A 26,799-nucleotide genomic window follows, 5' to 3' on the forward strand; every position below is an offset into this window, starting at 1 on the left:
TGTGAAAAATAAGCGGAGGGAGGGATGGTTATATCACATTCCTATGATGTCATTATCGTTGGAGCCGGATCGATGGGCATGAGTGCAGGTTATTATCTTGCGCGCAGTGGATTAAAAACGTTGCTGATTGATGCCTTTGATCCTCCCCATTCGGAAGGCAGCCATCACGGAGAACCACGGCTTATTCGCCATGTGTACAGCGGGGGACCTGACTATATAGCGATGGCACTTCTGGCGCAGGAACTGTGGGAAGAACTGGAGGATACTACCGGGGCCAAATTGCTTGTACGTTCGGGTGTCTTGAATGTAGTTGACCCGGACATTCATTCTTTTCACAATCGTTTAACCCATGCTGACGATGCGGGGATTCGGTATGAAACCTTGCGCGCAACCGAGATTATGAAACGGTGGCCAGGCATTGAAGTCCCTGAACATTACGAGGGAATGTATGAGCCTGATGCAGGATATTTGTTCAGTGAACGCTGCGTGCTTGCCTTCCGTCAGGCAGCCGAAGCATCGGGTGCCACTCTCTTAACGCATACACGTGTGGAACATATCGAGTGCAGCGCAGATTCTGTTGGAGTCATCACATCTGCTGGCGAAACGTATTATGCGAACCAGGTCATTCTCAGTGCCGGAGCATGGTTTCAGACGCTGAAACCGTTCGTGAACCTTCCCATTCGAGCTGTACGCAAAACCGTGGGATGGTTCGATGCACCGGAGGCATTGTTCGCCGAGGATCACTTTCCCGGTTTCACGCTGGCTGGAAAAGAAGGCGGATATTATGGATTTCCGAGCATTGACGGGTCGGGTCTGAAGATTGGACGTCACGATACGGGGCGGGAGTGGACACCAGGGAGTACACTGGCTCCATTTGGCTCTGATGAGACGGATGAGGGTGATCTGCGAAGATTGCTTGAACTTCGGATGCCACTGGCAGCCGGAAGGCTGAAGCGTGGTGCGGTATGCAAATACGAGTTCACACCGGATGAAGATTTTATTATCGACCGTCACCCTGCCCATAACCATGTATGGCTGGCAGGCGGATTTTCCGGTCATGGCTTCAAATTTGCAAGTGCAGTGGGCAAACTATTGTCTGACTTGGTGCAAACAGGACATACGGATCAGGATATCGGCCGATTTGCCCTTTCCCGATTTGGTAGCATATTTCAGGGTGATCTCCTTTCTTGAACCGTGCCATGTGGTATAGCGCGCCATGTTTCAAGAAAGGAGTACCATAAACCAAGTCTAATCCAAATAAACAGGCCGCACAGTCATTTCTAATTCACTTTGACCAGGCTCCATTGCTGATTAGCCCCGCCATTGTCTTCCCATTGAATGGTCGAGGCACCGGCGGTTGTGGAGCTCTGGTTGATATCAACGGTTAAGCCGCTATTGCGATTCACGAGCACAAGATATCCTCCGACATCCACCGGTAACCACTGTTGATTGTTGCCCCCGTTATCCTGCCACTGAATCAAGGCTGCGCCTCCTTGAGTAGAGCTCTGATTCACGTCCAGCAGCAGACCACTGCCTACGTTACGGATTTTATAATAACCGTTGCCCGCAGACTCCAGCTTCCATTGTTGGTTGGCCGCGCCATTGTCGTTCCACTGGATGATCGTTGCACCCCCGGCAGTGGAAGCCCCATTCACATCCAGAGCGAGACCACTGTTCCGATTGATCAGCTTATAGATCGCCCCGGATTCATATCCTGTGCTGCCATTATACGTCGCGCCGGATATGACATAGGTCGTAACCGAGCCCGCTTTGGCGGTCGCTGTAAACTTTTTATTCTGAAGGTTGATGTTGGTCAATTGCTGCAACTTCTCCGTAGAGGATGTCCGGTGCACTTGAGCCGACGATCCAACACTTGTAAACTGACTCAAATCATACGTCACCGTTGTATCACTCGAATCCGAATTGGTAGTCACCAGCACCACTTTACCTGAAGCAGCATCATAGGCGGCAAGTGTATTGGCATCACTCATACCAATGATCTTGAATCCAGGACGAATAAACTTGCTGTAGTTGCCCATGACATAATATTTCTGATTCACGGTGTAGCTGGTCGTTTGCGTGTTATTCAGTACGTTTTTGAAAAATCCCCAGCCATCCGCACTATCTACGGCCTGCCAGTACACCCATGCACTCGCCCCCATGTTGCGTATATCCTTAAGGATCGTGCGTGACATCGTTAGTCCGCTGGCATCTCCGTCTCCATATTCTGAGGTCCAGAGATGTTTCCCCGCAGAAGTCGCTGTATTCCGCAACGATGCACGGTTGCTTCCGCCATAGGTATGTGTGTTAATCTGACTGATCGCAGACTTCACTGCACTGCTGTAACTGTTGAAGGAAGTGGTTGTGTCATCCAGACTGTATTCTTCTGGCGCGCTCAGCTTTGTGGATAATCCCTTTGCATTGAGCGAGGCTTGCAGCTGACTCAGAATCGTGTTCTGGTCTGCCCGATCAAAGTGCATGCCCTCCTGATCGTTGCCCTGCTTCCACCAAGTGGAGATGGGTTCATTGAGCGGCGTTACGGTGTCGAACGTGATGCCCCAGTTATCTCTGAAATGCTTCACGACCTCTGTGAGATAATCAGCAAAATCATCATAGTAATCAGGCTTGAGATTGTTGCCACCATTCGCGGCACCGGACACATTTCCACTAATGGTCATCCAGTAAGGTGCCGAGTTCGCAAAGGCTTCAAAGACGTTGACTCCATATGATTTGGCGGCTTGGAGCATATAACGCTGATTGGCATCTGCATTCCAGTCATACACACCCGGGGAAGGCTGATATCCCGGCACGGCTTTGCGATATTCCAGAATATTCGATGAAGGATTATCGCCGCCTCCAATGTTGTAACGCAGGACGTTTAGACCTAGTCCGGTTGTTGGGCTAAACATCTTTTCCACATATTCATCCCGGTTGGAGTACTCTCCGACCACTTTCCCCCACCAGGCAAGGGACGTTCCCCAACCTTCGATGGTCTGATATTGCTTCGAGGGATCAGCGGTGGCTGTATAAGAACCCGCAGCGGAAACTTCTGAGCCAAGACCCAGACTGCCTGTCAGCAACCCTCCTGCCAGCAGCAGGGTGCCCAATCGTTTCAACCAGTTCATTCGATTCACTCCTTATGAATTTACACTTGCACTCCGATGTCAGAACAACTTTCCCCGGATTTTCCCTTTTAAATAATATTAAAAAATCTGGGGCCTACGCTTCCGATGCAGCTTTCTTTTAGAAAGCTTTTAGGCGCACGCTTCGCTTCTTCAAGTTATTTCTGACCTCTCCGTTATCGTGTAAATAGTGTAAAAAGTTTAACTTATTTATATCTCCTTAAACACGAACACCAATTATGGTGCAACCTCTCGGAAGGTCGCGTCTGACTTATCGAGTGCGGTAACGACAGCTTCCAATTTCAGCACATTATTGTAATGTCTAAGATACAAATTCGGGTTGCTGAAAGAAGCGTAAGATGTCCAGCTGGCGTTTGCGAGTCCACTCACTCGTTTGAACGTGGCATCATTGCGGAAGGCTGCGCTGCCGTCATTTTTCACCAGCACGATTGCACCGTTATTGTTGCGCAGATAATAACCCGGATAATTCATGGCCTCAAACGAAATTCCTGCGTTATTCGACAGACCGGGCACGATTCGGAACTGTGCGTCCTCTGCGGGACTGACACTGGCATCGATTCGGGCCACATAGTTGTAATGGCGAATGAAGCTGCCTGGCACATTATAGGACTCCAGCTTGCGGATATCGCCAGGCTGTCCGGTTTCTTTCAGGACGGTCATATGCCGGACGAGTCCAGTCAGACCGGCAAGCTCCTGCTTTGCACTCCAGGTCTGAAACCCGTCGGCAGAGTCGCTGTAATAATATTTTTGTGCAGAGTAACCATCAAAATAGATTCGCCAGGAACCGTTATCCAGCTGGACAAGCGCAGGTCCCTCTACCCAGGAGCCCCAGCCTGCCCAATCCCCTGTCCCTTTGAACGTGTAAGGTCCGGTGAGGGAAGCAGCTGTAGCATATTCGATATACTTGGTGGTCTCATTCTTGGTGAAAGCGTGATAGGTTGAGCCGGTCTTGACGATGAAGGTATCGATGTAGTTGGGTGCAATGCCTGCAAGCTCTGTGGCAGCAGACCATGTTGTGGAAGACAGGGTTGAATTGGTCGCCGTGATGACATAAGGTTTGAAGTTTTCATAGTTGCCTGGGGAGATGGACACGATGATGTTCAGACTGCCGTTGCTGTCTTTGAACCATTCCGGTGCCCAGGTATGTGCAATCGTGGTGGGTGCAGATAGGGTAATATTGCGGACAAACGTCCAATTCACCTTATCTGTACTGGATGCGATGCCGATCGTATTGCCTGACCAGTTCGTGGTATAAACGACATAATACAGCCCATCCGTATGCTTCATGATGCTGGGATCACGGATCAGATTGGCCGGGGGTGTATAGGCAGGCCCTTTAAGCAAACCGTAATTAGTCGCATTGTAGGATTCGTAGATATACAAATTGGATTCGCTCGTATTGGTAAAAGCCGAAATCGTGTAAACACTTGTTGCTGCTCTGGCTGTATTCGGGAACAACGTGATGAAGAGAAGCAATGCTCCAAGCAGCATGATCATGCCAGACTTACAAGTTTTGAATAATCTTGTGCTCCACCTTTTCCTTGTGTACATGGGTCATCTCCTTATCCAAAATGTGTGACAGGCATACCTTTTTGCCAAACATCACCCCTCTCACAGATCACGTAGCCATATAACACCTTCGTTATGTAAACGGTTTCAACAAACGATACAAGCTATCCTCGTCGTCCATTCCCCGTGCAAGAGCTGCCCGGAGGTTCAGAATCTATAGATTCAATCAACCGAGCAGCCTCCACAAGGAGAACAAATACGACGAGCTAGAACAGGACACGACTGATCAGAACAAACTATTTTCCATTATACAGGTACAATTAAAGGCGAACTATTCGACCACAACCCATGGATACTGGGACAGGTTATCATACAAGAAATGCACCCGTTCTGGCGTTCGGCCTTCCTCATCAAATAACAGCAATTCATTCTCATCCTGCAGCCAGGATACCGGAATTTTGTAATCCTCTTGCGGACCGATCTGCCAATAACGGCCCAGATGGTGCCCGTTCAGATGAAGTGTTCCCTTGCTCATCCCGGTAAGACGAAGCATCAGGTTCACTCGGAAGTGTTCCAGCACAGCTGACTTGGAGAAGCGCCACCGGTACCAGACGGGTTGACCGTACGAATCATTTCCCACAGAGATGGCATTCCAATTGCCACTATAATCCGCATCCTGCCGATAGGTATGGAGATGACCTGAATTGTTCGGTGGCTCATATAATCCCCATTGTCGTGGAAGCAAAGCATCCGTACCTGCCATGCGCCAATCCTGCAGCTCATCTTCACTCCGGTACAGGATCAGTTCCAGCCGGTTCAGCGGCGTTCTGCTATAAGGCATCTCCAGTGTATTGATCTCTCCAGGCCGCAAGTAAAGGGAAAGATCCAACGTGTTGAACGAAAACCAGTCCTGATACCCTTCCATTGGCACATCCATGCCATTCATGCGCAATCCCTGGCTCACCGCTCCAACGAGAATCGCACGGTTCATGCCATCCAGCGTAAAGCTTCTGCTCAGAAGCGGGGCCTCCTCAAGATGATTCACTTCATCGAGATGCACCACCCCATGCTCCGCATGCCAATTCCGGCGTATGTCCTGAGCGGAACCACCGATGTACACAGATCCTGTCAGACCTTTGCTTTCACCCAAATATGGAGAAAAATTCAGCCTGCCCATATGCTGTACCAGCACCTGAAGTGTATTCTTTCCTTTCGTCGTCTGCACCTGAACACCCGCTGCACCAACTTGACGAACCAATGCCTGTTCCACACGATTGACATATATTCTGGCCGTGTCCTGGAGATCCGGCAGAATAAGGGTGGTGATTCCATCCACCGAACGGTCGAAATCGCACTCGTATAACAGATACCCGAAATCCTGTCCGTACTGGGAAAAATGCTCTGGTTGACCACTCGAAGTACGCTGTTCCGCTGTTAATGTCACACGAGACAACTCTGGGGAATCCGACAGTTTCGGTGGCATAGGCAGCGTGGTGAACAGATCATGCTGAATTGCTGCGGATGACTTCTGAACATGTTCATCCTCTATACCGCCCTGTGAATCGTTTGCTTCTCCGTATATGAACTCACGTCCAGTCAACGACCGTTCACCATCCGCCCAGCTGCCGAGAAGCAAAATATTCCGATTTGGATCAGAGATCATACCGGTGACCTGCCCGGATAGAGAGACATCTAGATCATCGAATCCGATTGCGTAACGCAGCTGATACGGCCCTCCCTTTCCATCGATTCTCCACGTGCGATCCATCGTTTCCTTGTCCAGAACCACGAACCGAATAGGGACACCACTCGCCTCCAGATGAATGATGCCTGGTTCACGGAAATGTACCAGTTCGAAGCGATAGGCTCCATTTAACGGATCACGTTCAACCCGTACTTGCATGCTGCTGCCTTGTACATTCAAGACGTTCGTCTCCAGTTCAACAACCGAACGCTGTCCCGACTCCGCAACAATGAACAGGGTCAATTCTCCATTTACCACTTCATTGCCCGTAATCATCGCGCTACCTGTCAGGTATACATTCTCGGCAATCTCTACCCTGTCCAGTACCGGAATAATCTGTCCCGGGTTCAGGGCAACGGGAAGTGTCCGGCCTTCCTCCAGCGTGACGTGAAACGTCTCCCGCTCATCCTTGTGACTCTCCAAGAACCATATCTTCTCGCTGCCTTTAGATCTGCCTCGTACAGAGATGCCTTGTGGATGACGTACCTTGATCTGCTCTGATGGTACTTCCTCCGTCTCCATCAGCAATGCGCCAAATGCATGGACAAAATAGGATAACGTCTTCGATACAGCATACTTGGCCGTTGCCCGCCCGTACTCGTTAAGCGGCGCATCATAATCGTAGGAGGTAATCATGAAAATATCGCTGCTGCCCACGGTTCTGCCACCGTATCCGCCAAAGTTGGTTCCGCCGTAGAACATGTAATGACTGATTCCGGTATAACCGGTGCGAAGAATTTCCATCATACGTTTCTCAAACAGTGACGCCGTCTTCTGAATGGCAGAAGGGCCACCCCAATTCTCAAACCATCCCGTCCAAAATTCCGTAACGAGCTTCGGTGTATCCGGCTGCTTCTCCCGAAGCTTCGCATAATGCCCGTCAGCCCCTGACCAGAAGTTGGCCCCTTCAATCGTGCCCTCCGCACCACCTACACAGGTGATAAGCGGAACGTCGATCCCTCGCTGAAGCAGGCTGTCCCGAAGATGGTTCATATGGGCACTTGCTGCTGCATCATCCATCAGATACCCGTATTCGTTCTCGACCTGTACAAGAATAACAGTGCCTCCGGCAGATAGCTGGCGCTCACGAATGATTGGAATGATCCGGTCAAAATACAGCTCTACAAAATGCAGATAGACTTCATTATTTTGTCGGAACTTGATTCCCTGCTTCGTCTCCAGCCAATACGGAAAGCCGCCGAAATCCCACTCTGCGCAAATAAACGGACCCGGCCTCGTGATTACATACATGCCCAACTCTGCACACAGGTCCAGAAAGGCTCCACAATCATTGTCTCCTTCAAACGACCATTGCCCTTCCTCCGGCTCATGCACGTTCCAGGCAAAATAGGTATCAATGCAATTCATGCCAGCCAGCTTTGCCTTCATTAGAACCTCCCGCCATTCCTCCCTTGGCATACGGAAATAATGAATGGTGGCACTGTTCAGAAATACTCGCTCTCCATTCATGATGAAGCTGCGCTGATCGTAAGTCAGTTCAGAACGAACGCCGTGCTCAGCCCTCGTCTGTGTATTCTTCTCCTGCTCCTGAAGCAAAAGGGATGTTTTCTCTGTCAAAGATAAGCCCTCCTTCTCTGTGTTTGAGTTCATCACTGCGTTGACAGAACAACCTTCCAATCGCTGTTATCCCCAGATTTTTTTGATTCCTATTTCAACAGGCCCTCAGTTCGCCTGCAACGTTACACCTTCCAATACTACGGTGGTGATGGAATTGTCCGCAGTCGATACTTCCAATCCATTGGCATACACCGGAACATCTTCAAGCTGCTCCATATTGCGATCCGGCGACGTCTGATAAACCTGTGCTGTAAAAGTACTGCTGTGGTCAAACGCCTCCAGTTCAAATGCTGTAGTTCCGGCAGATAACTCATTGCGAATAACCAGTACCAGTCTTTGATTAGCTGCATCATAGGCAGCCAGTGTTCGCCCATCATCTGTTGGAATAATCGTTGCGCCTGGACGGATGAACTTCGTAAACTGGGCCATGCCATAATACTGTTTGGTCATCTCGTACTGCTCTTCTCCATTAAAATTGGCATGAATGAAGCCCCAGTTATTGTTGGCACCTTCATCTTCAACGGCCTGCCAATACACCCAGGCAGAAGGCTGCATGATTTTCAGATCGAACATGATGCGCTCCGCGAGCTCCTGCACGGAAGTCATATCTTCATGATTATGCGGTTCACTGCCACCTGTCCCATACTCGGACATCCACAGTTTCTTGCCATATCGCTCGGCTAACGTGCGAAGCTCTTCCATTTTGCTACCATTATAGGAGTGGGTGTTAATCTGGTCGATCACATCGAGCGTATCCTGATCATAGAGGCTGAAATTGTGCACCGTCTCGTCAATGCTATTATCGTCCGCAGCACTGATGACCGTACCGTCCAGCCCTTTACTTTTGAGCGATGCCGCAACCTTCTTGATAATCTCGGCCTGTTTCTCATTGGTAAAATGACTGCCTTCCTGCATGTTGCCTTTCTTCCACCAATCAGAGGAAGGTTCATTAAGTGGGTCAAGTGTACGGAACGTAATGCCCCACTCATCGCGATAATGCTTCACTACTTCGGTCAGATAATCGGCAAACGCGTCGTAATGATCCTCTCGCAGATTGTTGCTGCCATCTACAGCACCCGTGACCGAGCCGCTGATCGTCATCCAGTAAGGGGGTGAATTGGAGAACGCTTCAGCAATGTTGACCCCACGTTCCAGAGAGCCCTGTAATACAGCTCGCTGTCCTGCATCTGCCTCCCAGTCCCACACGCCGGGTTCAGGCTGGAAGCCGGGAACATCTCCTCCGGGCCGAAGCGCCTTCATGTCGGGGTTCTCCTCACCACCAATATTGTAGCGAACAATGTTCAGGCCTAGTCCTTTCTGAGCATCAAACACCAGATCCATGACTTCACTGACCTTTGCTTGATCCTTCCACCCTCCAAGATCGTTGGCCCACCACGCGAGCGACGTGCCCCAGCCTTCAAAATGATCATAGGATTGCTCCAGCTTCAGATGTACCGGCTCACCTTGGAATGCAAGTGTTTTGGATGATTCATTGGCAAAATGATTGATGATAATTCCTCCTCCCACGAGCAGCGCGGCCAGGGCCACACCCATCAGGATGTAGCTCCGGCTGCGCCACCTGCGCTGCTTGTGATGATTGTTGTCATTGTTGTCATGGTTGAAATGATCCTTGTTGTTATTCATAATTCATGCAGCCCTTTACCGATGTGCGATGTAGACGGTTCTTGGTTTTCACAACTGGCTTCAACACTGCGTTCACCTCCCGTTACTTGATCCCGCTGCTGCCACCACTGATATTCGCTTCATAGACATAACGCTGTCCGAACAGATATACCAATACCATCGGAATAGTCAGGAACAGAGAAGCAATCATAACGAGGTTCCATGGCGGCATCTGTCCGCCACCAACCGTGGTCAGAAGCTGTACACCGAGCGCCAGTGGCATTTTCTCCGGATCATTGATGTAAATGAGCGGCCCCATGAAGTTCCCCCAGTTATAGGAAAACGAGAAAATGGCGATGGCGGCAAGTATCGGATAGGTGAGCGGCATAATGATCTTCCAGTAGATTCCCGGATGTCCCATGCCGTCGATCATGGCAGCTTCATCAAGCGACTTTGGAATGCTCATGACGAACTGCCGAATGAGAAATACGTTGAAGGCTCCAGCGAAAAAACTTGGCACAATCAGTGGATAGAATGTATTGATCCAGTCCAGATGACGGAAGATGATAAACTGCGGCACCATCGTCACCTCACCCGGAATCATCATCGTACTAAGCAGTACAATGAACAGGAACCGACTGCCTCTCGCCTTGATCCGAGCGAAGCCGTAAGATACGACCGATGCTGACAACACCGATCCGATAATGGTAATGACAGTAATAATGACTGAATTTTTCAGATAAGTACCCAGATTATTATTCGTGAAGATCGTGTAGAAATTGGACCATTGGAATTCGAGCGGTATGAAGGTAAAGGCTGATTTTACGGTTGTAGCGTCACTCGCCAGTGCGATGGAGATCATGTACAGGAAAGGGGAAGCAAGCAGCACCCCGACCAGAATCAGAAAAATGTAAGATATCGTTTTCTCCACAGTGGATGGATTACTCATTTGCTTTTCCCTCCTCGTAATGCACCCATAGCGCCGACGAACGGAACACAACCAGGGTCAACGCCATGATGATGATGAACAGAACCCAGGCAATGGCCGATGCATATCCCATTTTGTAGAACTGGAACGCATTTTGGAACAGGTAAGGAACAACCATCTGGCTGGCATTATCCGGTCCACCCGCTGTAACGATGAATACCTGTGCGAACGTCTGGAGCGCCCCGATCATCCCGGTGACGAGATTGAAGAAGATGACGGGAGTCAGCATTGGAAATGTAATGTGGAAGAACGATTGCGAGCTCTTCGCCCCATCAATGGCGGCGGCCTCGTACAGCTCCTGAGGAATACCTTTCATACCCGCCAGCAGTAGTACCACGCCACCCCCGACGCCCCATAGCGACATGAGGATCAAGGCTGGTTTAACCCAGTTCGGATCAAGCAGCCAGGCAGGACCTTGAATGCCGAAGATGGCAAGTGCCTGGTTGATCAAGCCTTCCGTTGGAGCTAGCAGATGGATAAAGAGCAGTGAGCTTGCAACTACCGGAACCACAGATGGCAGATAGAACAGGATGCGGAAGAAGGTGATACCTTTGATTTTTTTGTTGAGGTAATACGCAATCCAGAGCGAGATGGACATGCCCAGCGGAATCGATATTAATGCGTAGAAGAAGGTATTGCCTACGGATTTCCAGAAGATCGGGTCATCGGTCAACAGGTTTTTGTAATTGTCTATACCGATGAATTCAGGAGACTGGAACAGATCCCAATTGGTGAAGCTCATGTAGATGGAAAACAGGATCGGACCCAGGGTAAGTCCAAGGAATCCAATCAGCCAAGGCGAGATGAAGATATAAAACCATTTCCCGTCCTTTTTTCTCACGTTAAGCCCTCCCATAACGAAGCGAGCAGACGAAACCCGGATTCATTCATGCCGAATTCCGTCTGTCCCCTGTCGATGCTATTTATGCATGTGAACAACCTCTATTTGTAGATTCTTTCCAGTCCGCTCTGAATTTCAGTCACGGTATCATCCAGTGAGGCTTTATTGTTGAAGTAGACACCCAGCTTGTCGTTAATGAGCTTCATCATTTCATTCCATTGCGGATTGAACGGCTCGGCGTAGATGGTGGACTCGCTGAAAGCAGCCATGTTGATTTTCTTACCGCCATATTCCGCATTCAGGAACTCATCACTGGACAGACCTGCCTTCGTTGCCGGAGCATCCTGACCAGCCTTGATCATCGGTAATTGTGCTTCTGGTGTAGTCAGCGCTTCTATGATTTTGAATGCCTCTTCCTTATGTTTGGAAGCGTTCGTAATTGTGAAGCCATTGAAGAACGCGTTGGTCTCTCCCCATATCGGAGAAATGTCCCAATTGATACCTTCCACCTTGGCAAGTGAACCGATATTCCAGAATCCCGTCGTCTCCATGGCAATCTTGCCTTGGGCGAACAATGGGTCAGCACCGATATTTCCCATGTCGGCAATCTCGGTTGGTGTTGGTCCCACACCATGGGTGAAGGTCAAATCATTCATGAATTGCAATGCTTTACGTACTGGCTCGGTATTAAAAGTAGGTTTGCCGCTCTCATCGAACAGGGAACCACCGTTTTGGTAGATCAACTGCATCCATTGCGGCCACCAGCTGCCTGGGTAGTACCCCCATTGAACCGTTTTGCCGTTCTCCTTCACCGTCAGCTTCTGAGCTGCAGCGAGCAGGTCTTCCTGAGTCCATTCCTTGGTCGGATATTCCACCCCAGCCTTGTCGAACAGATCCTTGTTATAGAAGAGCACCATTGCGCCTGCGCGGTCAGGCATTCCGAACTGTTTACCATCGAATTTCATCAGGTTGGCGATGTCGTCAGAATAACGCTCTGACATGTTCACATTGTTGGCCTGGATCATATCATCCAGCGGAACAATTTGGTTTTTGGAGGCGTACGCCTGATAGTTCTCGGCAATCATCATGATGTCCGGTGCGGTTCCTCCGGCGATCATCGTCTGAACCTTTTGGTCATAGTCTCCGGCAACGACGTTCAGTTTCACATTAATATCAGGATAAGTCTGCTTCACAATGTCGAGTCTCTCCTGATAAATCTTCTTCTCGTCCTCCGAGCCCCAGATCGTCATGCTCAGATCAACCTTGCCGCCAGCTGCACCGCTGTCACCCTTGCTGCAGGCTGTCAGACCCATTACCATGACCAGCATCATTAACGAAATGACCTTTAAACTTTTTCTCATACCGTGCGCCCCCTTGAAATATGAATGGAAGATCAGATAACTGAAACCCGTTTCATGAAATGGGTTTCATAAAGTTTAAAATTAAAACCCGTTCCAGTTTATGAAAGGGGTTTCATTTACGACCTCATTATATTTCACCCTCCGAAGGAATGTCAACGCTTTCTTTTTCAAACATTCCCCATTTATCTTGGTGCGGGTCCAGTACTCTGGCGGATAACAAGCTCTGGTTGCAAAATGGTCTGTTTCTTCGGGTTACCTTGATTAATCAATTCATGCAGCTTGTCCACAGCCAGCTTACCCAGCTGATACGTATTCTGGGACACAGTCGTCAGTTCCGGTATAACGGCACTGGCGAGCGGCGTATCATCAAAACCGACAATGGAAATGTCCTTCGGAATCGATAAGCCATGCTCAATGGTCGCCTTAATCGCACCAATCGCCGTGTAGTCGTTCACACAGATCACCGCAGTTGGAGGATTTCCACGGTCCAGCAGCTTAGACATCTCCCGTTTGCCGTCTTCAATGGAGAAGCTGCCAAGCAGTTGACGCTCTTTCGGAATTTCGAGTCCATGCTCACGCAGTTTTTTCTGAATGGCCTTGACCTTAACCATCGTGGTGGACAACTCCTTCAAACCGCCCACAAAAGCAATATCCCGATGTCCCAGTTCGAGCAAATGTTCAGCAGCCAAAACGGCTCCTGCTCCTTCATCCGTGTACACCCGATGGAATCCGCCTTTGGCAATGTTGCCATTGACCAGCACGATTGGCATACGTTTGCCCATATCAATCAATTCCTGAGCCATATCATCCGGACAGACCTGCATGTTGATTCGTCCACCGAGAAAAATAATGCCATCTACCCGCTTCTCGCGCAAAATGGACAAATACTCGGACTCCCGGCTGTAATCCCCGGCCGTATTGCACAGGAAGAACGTATATCCCAATCCACGTGCCTCGTTCTCAGCCCCCCAGAACACTTCCGGGAAGAACGGATTTGTAATGTCTGGCAGGATGATCGCAATGGTTCCCGTCTCTTTCTTGATCAGACTGCGCGCCTGCGCGTTGGGTTGGAACTGGTGTTTTTCAATGATGGACATGATCTTCTCTCTTGTGCTTGCACGCACAGGTGCCGTATCATTCAGCACTCGGGAGACCGTGGATACGGATACGTTAGCTTCTTTGGCTATGTCATATATGGTAATCGGTGTCATATGTGGAACCATCCTTTTTCTCTAATATTCCTGCTTATCATACCAGATAAGGAATCGGGATGAAATGGGTTTCATTCCGAGGCACCATCACAGCGTCTCCGCGATGATATTCAGGTAATTGAACCGTTCGGTCGGATGGTCCACCAAAGTTATAATTTTCATCGGATTCAGCCTGCTTTCCCTTCTATTTCACACCTTTGTTCCATATATTAGATTGTAAGCGAATTCTTAAGGTGATTAGAGGAGTGTGAACGACGTTATGATCATTCAGGTCAGTCCGCTGGCAGAATCAAGACTTAACGCGATGCTGGGAGATCGGCCGGGCTATTTCAAGCTGTTTTATGACACCGATGGATGCGGATGTGATGGTACTGCTGTGCTTCTGATCGTTAACGAGCCGGACAGTGATGACATTCGGATTGAATCCGATTCGCTTCCTTTCCTTATCAACAAACAGCAGCAGATCTATTTCGAGCCTTGCCTTCGCCTGCAATCAGAGAACAGTTTCCCTTCCTACCGATTGAGCAGTGATTCCATGATCTACGGCAATCATGTCAAGGTCCATGATCTTCGGGATACCGCAGACACTTCGCCGCAGCCGCTCAGTTGGTTCGTACGATAACCTCACTGATCTTGAAACTACACATAGGACAAAAGCCGGAACCCATAAGGGTTGACCGGCTTTTGTTGTGGATTTCTCATTATAATATCTTTCATGGAATTGATATTTGCCCCGCCCAATCCAAGGCATAGGTAGCAGAATCGTAAGCTAAGACTCCTATGGTGTAGTTACCCGTTGCAGTTGGCTTAAAACTGATCGTTTCCTGAGGAAGATCTCCTGCACTACTTTGGATAGCCAAATCTAGTCTTAGTTGACCATTCTGAATAGGCTCAACTCCCGGTTTCCATATAAACAAATCCAAATCTGCACCATTTTCATTATTAATAATCAACGTGTTGGCGAAATAAGCGTCTGTGCTGTTAACCTTAATATTATATAAATTAATGTTGCTCGCTGCTATATTGGTCTGTGCTCTAATATGATTACGATAGTTATCAAAGGAACCTGTTGAAGAACCAGAAGCAGCTTTAATAGTTTGATGTCCTAGGATGAGTCCATTGCCATATACTTTATCATATCCTGACATCCCATAATCTTCTATCTTAAAATCATAATTAAGACTCCCATTACTAGCTTGAAGCATAAGTGCTGCTAATCCGGCAATCATAGGAGACGCCATTGAAGTTCCAGAGTAGGTAATATATTCGCTAGTAGAGTTCGCCTTAGCCGCACGGATAGAAGTTCCAGGTGCTGCAAGTGTAGGACCTACCGATCCTGTTCCCCGGTTGGAGGAAGGATTTAGATACCAGCCTCCTTCGTAAGGGTCAGCCACATTTGCAACGGACAACACGTCTGAACATTTGGCAAAAAGATTAAGTGAGCCATAGTCAGATCCTCCTGATGTATTCCCGGCAGCAACTACTGTAAGTATTCCATTATTTGCTGCACTAGACACCTTATTGCAGAAACTTGCATTAGCCGAGCCTGAACTGCCTATACTCATATTAATGATATCAATTCCATATGTGTCCTTATTAGCAATAACCCAATCCATCGCATTCAGTATGTTCTGGGTAGAACAATTCGTATTACTAGAGCATACCTTGATTCCTACTAGAGCTGCTCCTGGGGCCACTCCGGTTTCTACTCCGGGATCTCCTGCTCCCGTTCCAGCTGCGATACTGGCAACGTGTGTTCCGTGACCCAGATCATCATAAGCTGTAGTTGAGGATGTATTCACAAAGTCCTTCCAGCCTAAAATTTTTCCTCCACTCAAATCAATATGACCACCATCAATACCCGTATCAATTACTGCAATAACTGAATCATTTTTGGAATATGACGCCTTTCCATCACGATTACCTGTTACGCCATAGTCACTTCTTCCCTTTTTGATTCCAGTCATCTCGGTCGCACCATTCAAATAGACCTCTGATTGATGTTCATCCGGCTCACCATATACAGAAACTACATCGTCCGGGGTTGAAAGGGATGCTATTTCCTCTAAGTGAACCAGTTGTTCAATTTCGTCTGTTGTTAATGCGGCAAAAAAACTGTAACCACCAAAACCATTCAAATCTGTGATATTACCATTGAATATTTCCCATTCTCTTTCTATGAATTCTTCCTTCGTTACAACTGCATCATATTTGAGCATGATACTTACTTCAATTTTTTCTTGTGCATATAATGCTTTAGACTGAAGTCTTTCTTTCAATTTGTCCAGAATTTTTGAAGGAACTGCCAAGGTGTTATATTCCATCCTATTAAGGTTGATAGACAGACTAGTCTCCGTCAGATCGGATTCAGAATCCATTAGATTGACTTGTACTTCAGGAGTGGGCAGAGATTTGATAAAGGGAAAATGATCTGGAGTAATTTGAACCCCATTCGCACTAACAGTTGCAGGCAAAACAAGAAGACAGGATAAGATGCAAAGACTAATACGCTTAACAAATTTCTTTGAATTCATGGACTGGACTCCTCCTTACTAAACATTTTGGAATTCAAGTACTATTTCGAAATAAAAACTAGAAAACCAGGGTTCCCTCCTTTCTTGTAAATGAGTTCAGTAATGATTTCCGTTCGATTAGATGTGTAATTAATTTTTTACAAAACAAGCATACATTAGATTTTTACTTTTAAATCTCACAATTTGTTTAGGTTATCAACAATTCTACATATCCTTCCTAAAATTCGTCAAACAAGGTCTTTCCAATCTAAATTCTATCATCTATAATACACTTATGGAAAATAATGTTTATAGATTATAACGAGGTGAACAATGGATATTTTATCGACCAAGCCCATAATCCTTGATAATCACTGTTATATTGATATCGATCAATCTATTCTCATGAAAAACGGTCTTCCTTTCTCCCTTTCCAGACTAGAACTCCGTCTTCTCCAACGTCTCGCTTATAACCTTGATGAAACAGTCCCCTTGCTTTCGATTTATAAGTTCATGTGGCTCTCAGAGGAAAATATAGATCTTCATCTGCTCTATGTATACATAAACCGAGTTCGTAAAAAAATTGAGGACCATCCAAGAAAACCTCGATTTATTATCTCTGTCAGAGGAACTGGATATATGCTGCGCTCCTATAGTTCTGAAAAATCATAAAAGAAGCCCTTAACTCCGCCAAATCCCCTAGAATCAGCGTAATAAGGGCTTCTCAACCTAATTAATAGATGGACACCGTGTCTGATGGGAGTGAAATGGTAGAGATCGCATCCCATTTACTCACTTCCTCTATTTCGGTGATCGTCAACTTGGCAAAAAAACTGTATCCTCCGAATCCCTCCCTGTCAGTGACAGCGTCCTTGAACGCAGAGAACTTCGTTTTCAAAAATTTTTGTTTGGAGATGTTCAGATCATATCTAAGCATAATACTCACTTCAATCTTTTCTTCTGTTTTATTCAGTTTATATTCGTCTATGAGCGTTTGAAGTGGTTCAAGGATCACTATGTCTTTCACGGTTCTATCTCCATCTTCTTTTTGTTTCTCACTTTTCACCTTATTTGAAGGGCAGTTTTTTTTCACTTTCACCGCTTTGACCACGGGTGCCCTCAGTTGATCTTCTTGAGCTGAAGCTACTGAAGGAATGAATAAGAGACAAGCGATGAAGCCAATGAATACTTTTCTTCGTGTTTGCATCAAGTTCCCACCTTTTCGCTCTAAATTTACAATACTTTCCTATTTAGACGTAGATATAACAGTAAATGTTTCGTTGTTAACCTCACTTTTCCCATAATAATTTTTCCTAATTGATGTCATTGGGTCTCTATTTTATAAAAAAAATAAAACCTCCTCGCCCTTAACTAAACAGGCTTGGAGGTTGAGTTGTATTCTGGTTCAAACTGAACCAAAATCGTTACGCTTTTATTATGCCTTCATGTCAAATGACATCATGCGCTTATTTACTTTGTTTTGAACCGGGAGGATGCTTCAGCAAGCTGTTTGGTCAACCCATCGATGGTCTGTACCATCTCTGCCAGATGCTCGGTCATGCCTGACTGTTCCTCCATCGTCGCGGTTACTTCCTCCACGGATGCGGACACTTCTTCACCCGAAGCAGACAAGTTCTGCGCAGCTCCAATGACGTCATCCTTATCGCGTTCAATGGATTCAATCTCGGAGGCAATGGCCTGAACCTGGTCCATCATTTCATTCATATTTTGGGTAACAAAATTGAACGTTTCCTTGGTCTGGCCTACACTGCTCTTATGCTGTTCAGCAATCGCCTCAATGGCTTGTACACTCCGGTTATTCTGCTCGACATGATCAATCGTCTGCATCACAATCCGCTTGATATCCTCCGATTGGGCTGTAGTCTGCTCCGCCAGTTTGCGGATCTCCGATGCAACGACGGCGAAGCCACGTCCATGCTCACCCGCCCTAGCGGCTTCAATGGAGGCATTGAGTGCAAGCAGTTTCGTCTGATTCGCAATCTCGGTTATCGTACCTGTAATTTGGTGAATGCCGGAGGAACTTTCAGCGAGCTGTACTGTGATTTTGGAAATGTTGGCTACTTCGGTCTCATTCTGTCCGTTTACCGCAATCAACGCATCAATGACCTCATGGTTGCTCCTGAATGCATCCGTGATTTCATCTGCCTTGACCTTCACCGACTGTGACATCTCATTGACGTTCTCAATTTTATTGCCCACATTCATGAACTTATCCACGATCGCTTCCGTATCATTGGCCTGCGACTCCATGGCTCGTGAAATTTCAAACGCCGTTGTCGTGGTTTCGGCAATAGAAGTCGAGGTCTGCTGGGTGGAGTGATCCAGTTCGGTTGTACTTGTTTTCAGCACACTGATGGAATGGTTCATGCTGGAAATCAGTTGTTGGTTGCCCGCCGCCATCGTATTAAAGCTGTCCACCAGTTGTTTGAATTCTCCGCTATATTTGCCCTTAGCCTGCACCGTCAAATCCCCGTCTGCAAGTTGTCTGAACAATGCTGTCAGTCTTGTAATGGGTTTGGTAACTAGCAAAGAGATCAGTATTCCTGCAATGACAGACACCGCTATCGCGCTGAACAGGACGATATACATCTGTTTCGCCATTGCCCCTAACGGCTTCTGCACATCACTTAGTTTATCTTCAACAATGATGGTCCAATCCGATCTTGGAATTTTGGAATAAAAGACGACTTTGTCCTCTGTGCTAACATCGCCTTGCTGCAACTGCTTGTTAGAGGGCAGATCAATCAGGGACTGATATTCATTAGACTCAAGCTTCTGCCCCGCCATCTTCTCATCCGCCGAATTGAACATCACTGTACCTACGCGGTCCAGAATAATGACTTTCCCTTCTTCATTAATGTTGATATTCTGAAGCTGGTCAACGAAAAATGAAGTCGAGGCAGTAGACGCGAGCACGCCTTCCACTTCCTTGTTATCATTGTAGATTGGCATTGCAAAGACCGTTCCCAGCGTCCCCAAAGATTCAGAGACTATACCCTCACTGATGACATTCTGTCCTTGCATTGCCTGTTGAAAATACGCACGGCCGGCGCGTTCTCCACCGACCACTTCGGGATTATTCGCTGCAACAACAACGCCGTTCCGGTCCAAGAGAATTAGAACGCTGTTGCCTTCCATCCCTGCGAGGCTGTCTGCCAATATCCCATTGGCTTTATCCGCGAGTTCACTATTTTCCGAGAAAAAAACATCATCATTCTGTCCTTCGCTATTTCGAATCTCCAGCAGGTCCTGGAATGTGCGATGTTTTGTAATTAGGAATGTGGACTGTTCTTCTAACGTCAATGAGGTGAACAAGCCCGCACCAATCCGGTCAGAAGTTGCTTTAATCTCATCCTTGCTTTTGTCGAGGGTAATCACTGCTGCTACAGTGTAAGATAATACCGCAGTTACCGCCAATACGAGGGTTACCAGTAAACTGATCATTAGCGGCAATTTGACTCTGAACGACATGTTGATCATGCGTTCTCTCGCCTTCGCGAATACCAAATGAATCCACCTTCCATTTCATCCTTGATTATGTCCAATATTGTTTGGGTTAACTTTATATCGGTAGATATCAAATATTCCATCAGCAAGGAAAGCGATTTCAAAAAAATATTATTCATGTAAATGGTAAGGTGTATATGTTATGTTTATATATTGATTCTCTCCCAATTTAGGCAAAGTGAAATTTTAAAAAAAGAGCATCTTATCGTAGCTTTATCGTGAACAGGTGAAAAGGATGATGAGTTATGAAGGAACGTTTTCCGATTCAAAAATGTATTCCAGTCTTCATTACTCTGCTTCTCTTCATTACGGGATGTAGTTCAGGAAAAGAAGCCCATGAATATCTTTCAATAACGAACACGGAATATGTTAATGGAACAGATCCCGAAGAGGGTATGATCATGCGAGTATACACATACGACATCCAAACGAAGGCTCTAGATAAAATGGCTGATTTGCCTTATAACTCTCAATATCCCTTAACTGTATCTTCCTTAGCAGATGACATCATCTATTATTCAGGAGCAGGAAAAGATAAGGGTAACGAGTTGTTTTCCTATGATATTCAGGCACAAACCACTCAACAATTAAGCTCAGGCTTATTTGCAATTAATTCAATGATTCCGAATACCGTCGATCATACTTTGGTTATGGCTGCTGTTAAAAAGGGGGAACGTCCCGTCAAAGTCATTTTCTTTGATCAGAAAACGCAAGAAATGAACATCTTGAACGATGATGATTCGGATACAACTACATGGGACATATCTTATAACCCAGATACGAATAAAACCTATGCCATCCAATATTCCGAAGAAGAGCAATATATTCATATGGAGCAGTCCAATAAGGCCCAAACACCGATGGTTCCTCCAAACCATACCATCATTGAAATAGATCCTATTTCCATGCAGACGCGTAAGGTCATTGAACTGGATGAGGAACAAATCTTAACTCTGTCCGCGCGTGCAGATCAGATCATGATTGCCACGGCAAAACATATCAATAAATATCCCATTGAATACAGTATGGTGAATATCAGAACAGGGGAAAGAACGAATATTCCCCTTCCTATCAAGGCCAGCAGTGAATTGTACTTGTCCAAAGATGGGCGAGGTTTTTATTTCCTTGGGCAATATGTAGATGCAAACGTCAAACATGAACGAGGAATCTATTACTATGATTTGAAAACGCAAGAAGTCGAAGCTATATTTCTTCAAAAAGAGGGATTCATTAATAATTTTATGCTTCTATCGAAGCCATAACCATTCTGTAATTAGGTTTTTACCAGAAAACACTAGTAAAATAGGGACGTGGGGCGTTCCTGAAAAATACAAGCCCCCCCTCGTTGAATAGATTCACCAATAAAGTGAATGTTCCAATTGTAATTGCAGCGAAGCTCGGTAAACTAATCAACTAATAGGCGTGAAGGAGATAACAGATGAGTAAGGAATCTATCACAGTACAACAATTAATAGAACAGACCATTAATCAGTATGTATCCTCGGATGCTCACATCCTAAACATGGAAAGTAACCCTATCCAATTGGGACTCCAGGCCGTGGAATTGCTTCGACATCATATCGAATTCCTAGTAAATGGAGTACAAAAGGACATTTCTCTCATTACGAAGAAGGCTACGTTCATTGAACGCTCTACATTGTCCAGATTATTTTCACAGGGCGCCAATGTGCCCTTTAGCCTATCAAACGAACCTCCTACTGAAGATCGCAGCTTGATCTGCATTCAGGATGTGGATTACCAAACCGATTATAGCCATCTGGATATGGATCTGCTTCACAATAAAGAATTACGAGCGCTGGCTTACATACATGGAACGAATATGGGGTTAAAAAAAGAAATGCCCTGGATACCCACTGTGGATCTGAATCATATCATCGACATGATGGAAAACCGTTGGAGACCTTCGTGGAACGCCGCCATAGAAAGCCCAGCGTTCATCGAGGAATTTGGATTACCGATCATATCGGAAATTGAAGCTGTAGCCAGTAGCATCTTAGATGATCTTGAAGTTCTAATCAGAGATGAACATATGCATACGATGATCCATAATGATCTGAATCCAGGAAACGTACTGGTACATAACAATGAGGATGTCTATTTTATTGATTGGGAGGAAGCAAGGTACGGTTCCTTGTTCTTCGATATTCCTCTACGCTGTAGCCATATGAGACAAGTAGATATCTATCGGGAGGCCCTAAGTTCCCACGGATACGATATTCCACAATATCAATTCGAAAACTATTTCTCCCTGGCATCCCGATACCTCGGCATCCGCTATATGAGTTGGAACCTTGGGGTATGGGAACAACACTCATATGCAAAAGATGACTTAAAAAAGTATATGAAGATGGTAACTCAACCTTTGTTTTCCTGATCCCCTCCTCATTCCAGGTTAAGCATAAGATGAATTCACTGTTTTGCTGGACAAAAAAGCTCCTGCCACCAGAAGTGACAGGAGCTTACAGGATAGGGATTCAGCATTAACATTGAACATCTATGTTTCCATGACCTACATGGCATACATTTTTCACAGATAATAATGAACTGATGCTTAACCCAGATTTGCAATTCGCTGTTTAATGCGCGGAAATAAACCAAAAGCATTCTCGTAGAATACCTTCTCATGATGCTGTTCCGGCACAAGTCGGCGGACGAATTCTGCATACAGATCGATCGGCGCAAGCGGCCAGTCGGTTCCGAACAGCATTTTCTCGTAATGATCCGAATACACCAGCGCCCGGCGGAAATGATCCATGAACAAGGGCTCGTTCATAAATCGTTCAAAATGGGGCCGATCACCAACAACAAGGCCTGACAAATCTGCGTAAACGTTAGGATTCTTCGCTACGACTTCAGCGGCATCCATCACCCAAGGATCACCCAAATGACAGATCATAAAATTCACACCGCGCTGTTGAAAGGCTAATTCGTCCACGGTCAGCGGATGTGCATACTTGAGCAATCCATTCATCGAATACGTATCCCCTGTATGAATGACCACCGGCACGTTATACTTGGCTGCGAGTTCATAGACTGGTGTGTAGATTTTGTCATACACGTAGTGATGATAGTACCCCGCATATAGTTTAATTCCGGCTACCTCAGGAGCTTGTAATCGTGCTTCAATCCGGTCCAGTTCGTCCTGAGCGTGTTCACCGCCAAGGTGGTTTGGATTAATGCCGACGCATTCCATGAGGAATGAAGGAACCTTTTCTTCCAAATCAAGTCCCATCGGGTTGGGAGAACTGGAATCCGGGAATGCTCCCTTCGTCTGCTCCGTAACCCCCATACCAATGCCAAGAATCACGTCGTTCTTATCAAACTCCGCCTTGAGGCCAGCGGCAGAGTAATCCACTTTCGATAAATCTATTGCCGTTCGATGAAAGCTGTCGATATCCGACAGATGAATGTGAATATCAATAATCGACATGTTAAGCCTCCTTTTTACCTTTTGAAGTTGCAAAGTCTAGCTGCAGAAGGCCGCGTACATCCTCTGGATTCAGAGGCATTTGCCCCAAGATTAGATAGGTCGGCTCTGTCCAGACTGTTTCCCCGTTCAGCAGTGGCAGATTTTGATACACATTGTGACCAAGCACCACATTGTTCACAAACCCCCCAGCGTTCTGATTAGGGTAACGATTCACTGCATGCAGCATGTCTTTACGCGAAACTGCACCCATTCGCAAGAAACCCTTGGCCTGAAAATATCCGTCTACCTTTCCGAGAGGGTACCGCCCTTGCTCGGGGTGTTCCAGCCAACCATCGGCAAAGACAGGCGAGGGTTTGAAGAAATGTTCCTCGGCTAGCGAGTAATCCAGCGCCAATCCACTTTCGTTCGTAACCGAGTGCAGCTCACAAAGAACAGGAACGCCGGGCAGCATGAGGTAATGCTGCTGTATGGTGATTCCCCGATTCGCTTCATGCTTCTCGATACGGGTCGTGAGCTGAATTCCTTTCCAGACGTTACCGAATTCATCCTTTCGCTCCGTCCATGCCGCGCTTCTTTGTTCCAACTGACGGCTGAAACCGTTCATACCTGGGATACCTACACCAAGTCCGCCGTACCACGGATTCCACCAGGAACGCGGGGCTGCTTCCGGATACGTGCTGTCCAGCCATTCTTGACCCTGGTACTTCAAGGAATGCACGACACTTCCGAAGCCGGGGGCAGCTGCCATCGAAAGAACTCCGTTGCTCACCGTGTACACAGGGCCTGCTGGACCTTCTTCAATCACGCAATCAACGGCTGTTCCTGTCTGAGGATACCAGAGGGCGGTACGTTCATGAATCCGATCCTCTCCTCGATATACGGCCCGAACCTTCCAGCCAAATTCACGTTCTTCTGTCGAATCCTTTTCCTCAGGGGAGAATTCCAATTTAGCGGAGCGCAGGTCCTGCTCTCGATTTAATTCCATATCAGCAGCTACGTGCTCTGGTGTGCCACCATTCTGCACGTACAGTTCCAGGTTTCCAGCGAGCGGAACCATTTTCCGTTCAATCAGTTCTGCTGTCAGCACATCCTGGGCGAACGGATTGCCACCACCCAATGCCAGCTCAAGATGGTTGTCCAGCTTCGGTACAATCGGGCTATGCCGTTTTTGGGCGAAAGATCGGAAATCCTGCCATTTGGCAAAGGTATTCAGAGCAAATACGGTCGCCTTCGTTTGCACAACGGCTCCTGCTGGAATACGGCCTAGCTCATGCTGTAACCCCAGCGTGTGTTCCGGACGAAGCAGCTTCAGGGAAGGGTCCCAATAGATACCGCAAGCACCGTACTCTTCCTTACAGAACAACCAGTTCTCTGTAATTTGGGCGCTGTCCCAGTGGCTCGGATCGCCAGAGTACGCATCGCCCATATCTACATAACGGCCTTGGTAAGGGAGAATAAGCCGATTGCCGAAGAAACCAAAGTTCGTCATCAAGAACATATTCTCTTCCAGTTCCGCACTGCGCTTATTCCCAATTTCATGGTGGAATTCCGCAATTCCGTTGGCAAACAGCTTGACGACGGTCTTGATCTCTATACCAGGGAAGTCTTCCGATTCATACAGTGCTTCGAGAACCTGGTTTTCTCCCTCCGGATAGATGTTGACTTCCTTGGCTTGTTTCTTGGAAAACTCTTCTGCAAATGGCTTACCCAGCTTCGGATAGGTCCACCAGAACGTGTGAACCGAGCCAGGGTATTCAATCCACATGTTGTTCTCTTGCTTGCTCATATGGAGGGAGAATGCACCGTTCACGGCCACCCACTGTTCCCCGTTTTCCCCACCATAACGTCCTTGTGTTCCCTTCATTAGAACAGACAGCTTGGTTGTAAAAGATACCGCTTGTCTATCCGTCGGAACAGCCGTTACCTCTACTTCTCGCGAATAGAGACCATACGAACGCAAGGTAAAGGCTACCGGTACAGAGGCTTTCCCTTTTGCAGGAACCGTGAAGCGCACCGAACGTTCTGCCCACTCCAGGAATTCTTCTTCTGGCAGGTCAAAAGTGAACTCTGCTTCGGCATCAAAATTATTCTCCACGTTCAGGTATAACTCAGCAGGAGTGCCTGTATAGAGCTCTCTTACGGGCAACACCGTGTTGATCTTGGCCGGGAATTTCGGGGCAACCCCCATACGAAACTCGGCTTTTCTGCCACCGATCAGCCATGTGCTTGTGACAACGGGATGGGTCTTATTCTGACTTTGCTCCTCTTGAACAGGATCAAGATGGAATTCGCCCTCCACGATTACCGTTTCTCCCGGAGCAACCGCTCTTGCAGCGTCCAGCGCAAAACGAATATTTTTGTTGTCCTGACCCTTGATCTCGAACTTCAGCTCGGATGCTGAACGGTTCGTGATCCGGTAGCGAACCTTGTATGCGGAACCAAATACGAGATCATGATCGTCGATCTCTGTGGAAATCTCGTAATCCGGTGTTTCGAGAGCTGTCAGCCCGCGACCCGATTTCTCGAATTCGGCTCGCAAGGAGATATCTCCCTTTTGCCAGGAATAATCAAAGAAATCGAAACCACGCTCCCGTCGGCCATCCGGCTCGATGAGGAGTTCGCGGGTGCTGTCTGCGTACCAATCCAGCTCCTCCAAATAAGGAGCAAGCGCTTCCGTCTGCAAGATGGTCGGGATGAAGTTCATCAGATGCACATTATCATCTTTTTTCTCCCAGAAGAATCCGCATTTCTTGTACATCGGTACAGCCTTGGTGTTACCTGCCCAAGTGAACAGATCCAGGCGAGGCCATCCCGCTTCCACGGTCTTGCGAACGGCATTCAGGATCAGATTACGTCCGACCTTATAGCCATGATAATCGGGACGAACATTCAAAAGCGGCACATACAGGGCATTCTCGTCATAGCGGTAGTGGGCAAAACTGCAGAAGCCAACAACCTCTTTCTCATGAACGGCCAGAAATACATGAAGATTGGACGAAGTCTCCATCTCCCGGCGAACGGTATCCTCCGTTCTCTGGTTGGTGCCACCTCCCCAACTTTCATTGCTGCGGTTCCACATATCAGCAAGTGCGGCAGCGTAGGAGGGATCGTATTCGATAATGCGGATTTGTTCGATAATCGAAGTTATAGTCATATTTGGATCTCCTTATCTTTATCTATAGGATGGTCTTCGTGGTCATTCGATATGGCCTTTGCCCGATAGCCGCAGAGATAATACAGGCCATGTTTGAAGAAGCTGGCGATAGTCTTATCATACTATAAATGGAAAGATTTTCAGAGGATTAAAAA

At 47.2% G+C, this 26,799-nt stretch carries 17 protein-coding genes; 4 read left to right on the forward strand and 13 right to left on the reverse strand.

All coding sequences use genetic code 11. The annotated features are described in order from the left end of the window. The first annotated feature begins 24 nt into the window (after positions 1-24). On the forward strand, positions 25-1,191 hold the full coding sequence (gene solA / locus MKY42_RS24700; RefSeq protein ID WP_090903790.1) for an N-methyl-L-tryptophan oxidase: 1,167 nt from the start codon (positions 25-27) through the stop codon (positions 1,189-1,191). An 89-nt stretch (positions 1,192-1,280) separates the two neighbouring features. Here the strand turns inward: solA and MKY42_RS24705 are convergent, their stop codons facing one another. The 8 genes from MKY42_RS24705 to MKY42_RS24740 all read right to left on the reverse strand — a co-directional run bounded on the left by MKY42_RS24705 (position 1,281) and on the right by MKY42_RS24740 (position 13,998). Next, positions 1,281-3,125 (reverse strand): RICIN domain-containing protein, encoded by a 1,845-nt coding sequence (locus MKY42_RS24705; protein WP_090903791.1) that lies wholly within the window; start codon positions 3,123-3,125, stop codon positions 1,281-1,283. A 234-nt stretch (positions 3,126-3,359) separates the two neighbouring features. Beyond that, positions 3,360-4,640: a glycoside hydrolase family 43 protein gene (locus MKY42_RS24710; RefSeq protein WP_339845450.1), complete on the reverse strand. Its 1,281-nt coding sequence runs from the start codon at positions 4,638-4,640 to the stop codon at positions 3,360-3,362. A 343-nt stretch (positions 4,641-4,983) separates the two neighbouring features. Continuing rightward, complete coding sequence (locus tag MKY42_RS24715; protein WP_339845452.1) at positions 4,984-7,974, reverse strand: beta-galactosidase; 2,991 nt, start codon at positions 7,972-7,974, stop codon at positions 4,984-4,986. 105 nt (positions 7,975-8,079) lie between these two features. After that, positions 8,080-9,618 (reverse strand): glycoside hydrolase, encoded by a 1,539-nt coding sequence (locus MKY42_RS24720; RefSeq protein WP_339845455.1) that lies wholly within the window; start codon positions 9,616-9,618, stop codon positions 8,080-8,082. 82 nt (positions 9,619-9,700) lie between these two features. After that, positions 9,701-10,546, reverse strand: a complete 846-nt coding sequence (locus MKY42_RS24725) for a carbohydrate ABC transporter permease (RefSeq protein ID WP_072734634.1) — start codon at positions 10,544-10,546, stop codon at positions 9,701-9,703. Then, a complete protein-coding gene (locus tag MKY42_RS24730; RefSeq protein WP_063565348.1) occupies positions 10,539-11,426 on the reverse strand; it encodes a sugar ABC transporter permease in 888 nt (295 codons plus the stop codon). The genes MKY42_RS24725 and MKY42_RS24730 overlap by 8 nt, the downstream gene beginning before the upstream one ends. 101 nt (positions 11,427-11,527) lie before the next feature. Then, the gene (locus MKY42_RS24735; protein WP_090903794.1) at positions 11,528-12,787 is read right to left on the reverse strand and encodes a sugar ABC transporter substrate-binding protein; all 1,260 of its coding nucleotides are present in this window, start codon (positions 12,785-12,787) and stop codon (positions 11,528-11,530) included. Between the two features lie 182 nt (positions 12,788-12,969). Next, positions 12,970-13,998, reverse strand: coding sequence for a LacI family DNA-binding transcriptional regulator (locus tag MKY42_RS24740; protein ID WP_090903795.1), 1,029 nt, complete (start codon positions 13,996-13,998; stop codon positions 12,970-12,972). 247 nt (positions 13,999-14,245) lie between these two features. On the opposite strand from MKY42_RS24740, the gene MKY42_RS24745 reads away from it, so the two are divergent. Then, complete coding sequence (locus tag MKY42_RS24745; RefSeq protein ID WP_244192784.1) at positions 14,246-14,620, forward strand: iron-sulfur cluster biosynthesis family protein; 375 nt, start codon at positions 14,246-14,248, stop codon at positions 14,618-14,620. A 91-nt stretch (positions 14,621-14,711) separates the two neighbouring features. On the opposite strand, the gene MKY42_RS24750 is transcribed toward MKY42_RS24745, so the two are convergent. From MKY42_RS24750 to MKY42_RS24760, 3 genes are all read right to left on the reverse strand, one after another. Next, positions 14,712-16,532 (reverse strand): S8 family serine peptidase, encoded by a 1,821-nt coding sequence (locus MKY42_RS24750; RefSeq protein ID WP_339845460.1) that lies wholly within the window; start codon positions 16,530-16,532, stop codon positions 14,712-14,714. A 712-nt stretch (positions 16,533-17,244) separates the two neighbouring features. Then, entirely contained in the window at positions 17,245-17,718 is a 474-nt protein-coding gene (locus MKY42_RS24755; protein WP_090903799.1) for a hypothetical protein, read from the reverse strand. 263 nt (positions 17,719-17,981) lie between these two features. Further along, a complete protein-coding gene (locus tag MKY42_RS24760; RefSeq protein WP_090903800.1) occupies positions 17,982-20,039 on the reverse strand; it encodes a methyl-accepting chemotaxis protein in 2,058 nt (685 codons plus the stop codon). Between the two features lie 245 nt (positions 20,040-20,284). Between MKY42_RS24760 and MKY42_RS24765 the strand changes: the two genes are divergently transcribed. Further along, positions 20,285-21,301: a hypothetical protein gene (locus tag MKY42_RS24765; protein WP_339845464.1), complete on the forward strand. Its 1,017-nt coding sequence runs from the start codon at positions 20,285-20,287 to the stop codon at positions 21,299-21,301. A gap of 176 nt (positions 21,302-21,477) precedes the next feature. Then, positions 21,478-22,434: a phosphotransferase gene (locus MKY42_RS24770; protein ID WP_339845466.1), complete on the forward strand. Its 957-nt coding sequence runs from the start codon at positions 21,478-21,480 to the stop codon at positions 22,432-22,434. A 177-nt stretch (positions 22,435-22,611) separates the two neighbouring features. On the opposite strand, the gene MKY42_RS24775 is transcribed toward MKY42_RS24770, so the two are convergent. Further along, on the reverse strand, positions 22,612-23,490 hold the full coding sequence (locus MKY42_RS24775) for a TatD family hydrolase (protein WP_090903802.1): 879 nt from the start codon (positions 23,488-23,490) through the stop codon (positions 22,612-22,614). 1 nt (position 23,491) lies between these two features. Further along, complete coding sequence (locus tag MKY42_RS24780) at positions 23,492-26,644, reverse strand: GNAT family N-acetyltransferase (RefSeq protein ID WP_339845471.1); 3,153 nt, start codon at positions 26,642-26,644, stop codon at positions 23,492-23,494. Positions 26,645-26,799 lie beyond the last annotated feature (155 nt).

Source organism: Paenibacillus sp. FSL W7-1088 (assembly GCF_037969855.1).
Taxonomy (GTDB): Bacteria; Bacillota; Bacilli; order Paenibacillales; family Paenibacillaceae; genus Paenibacillus.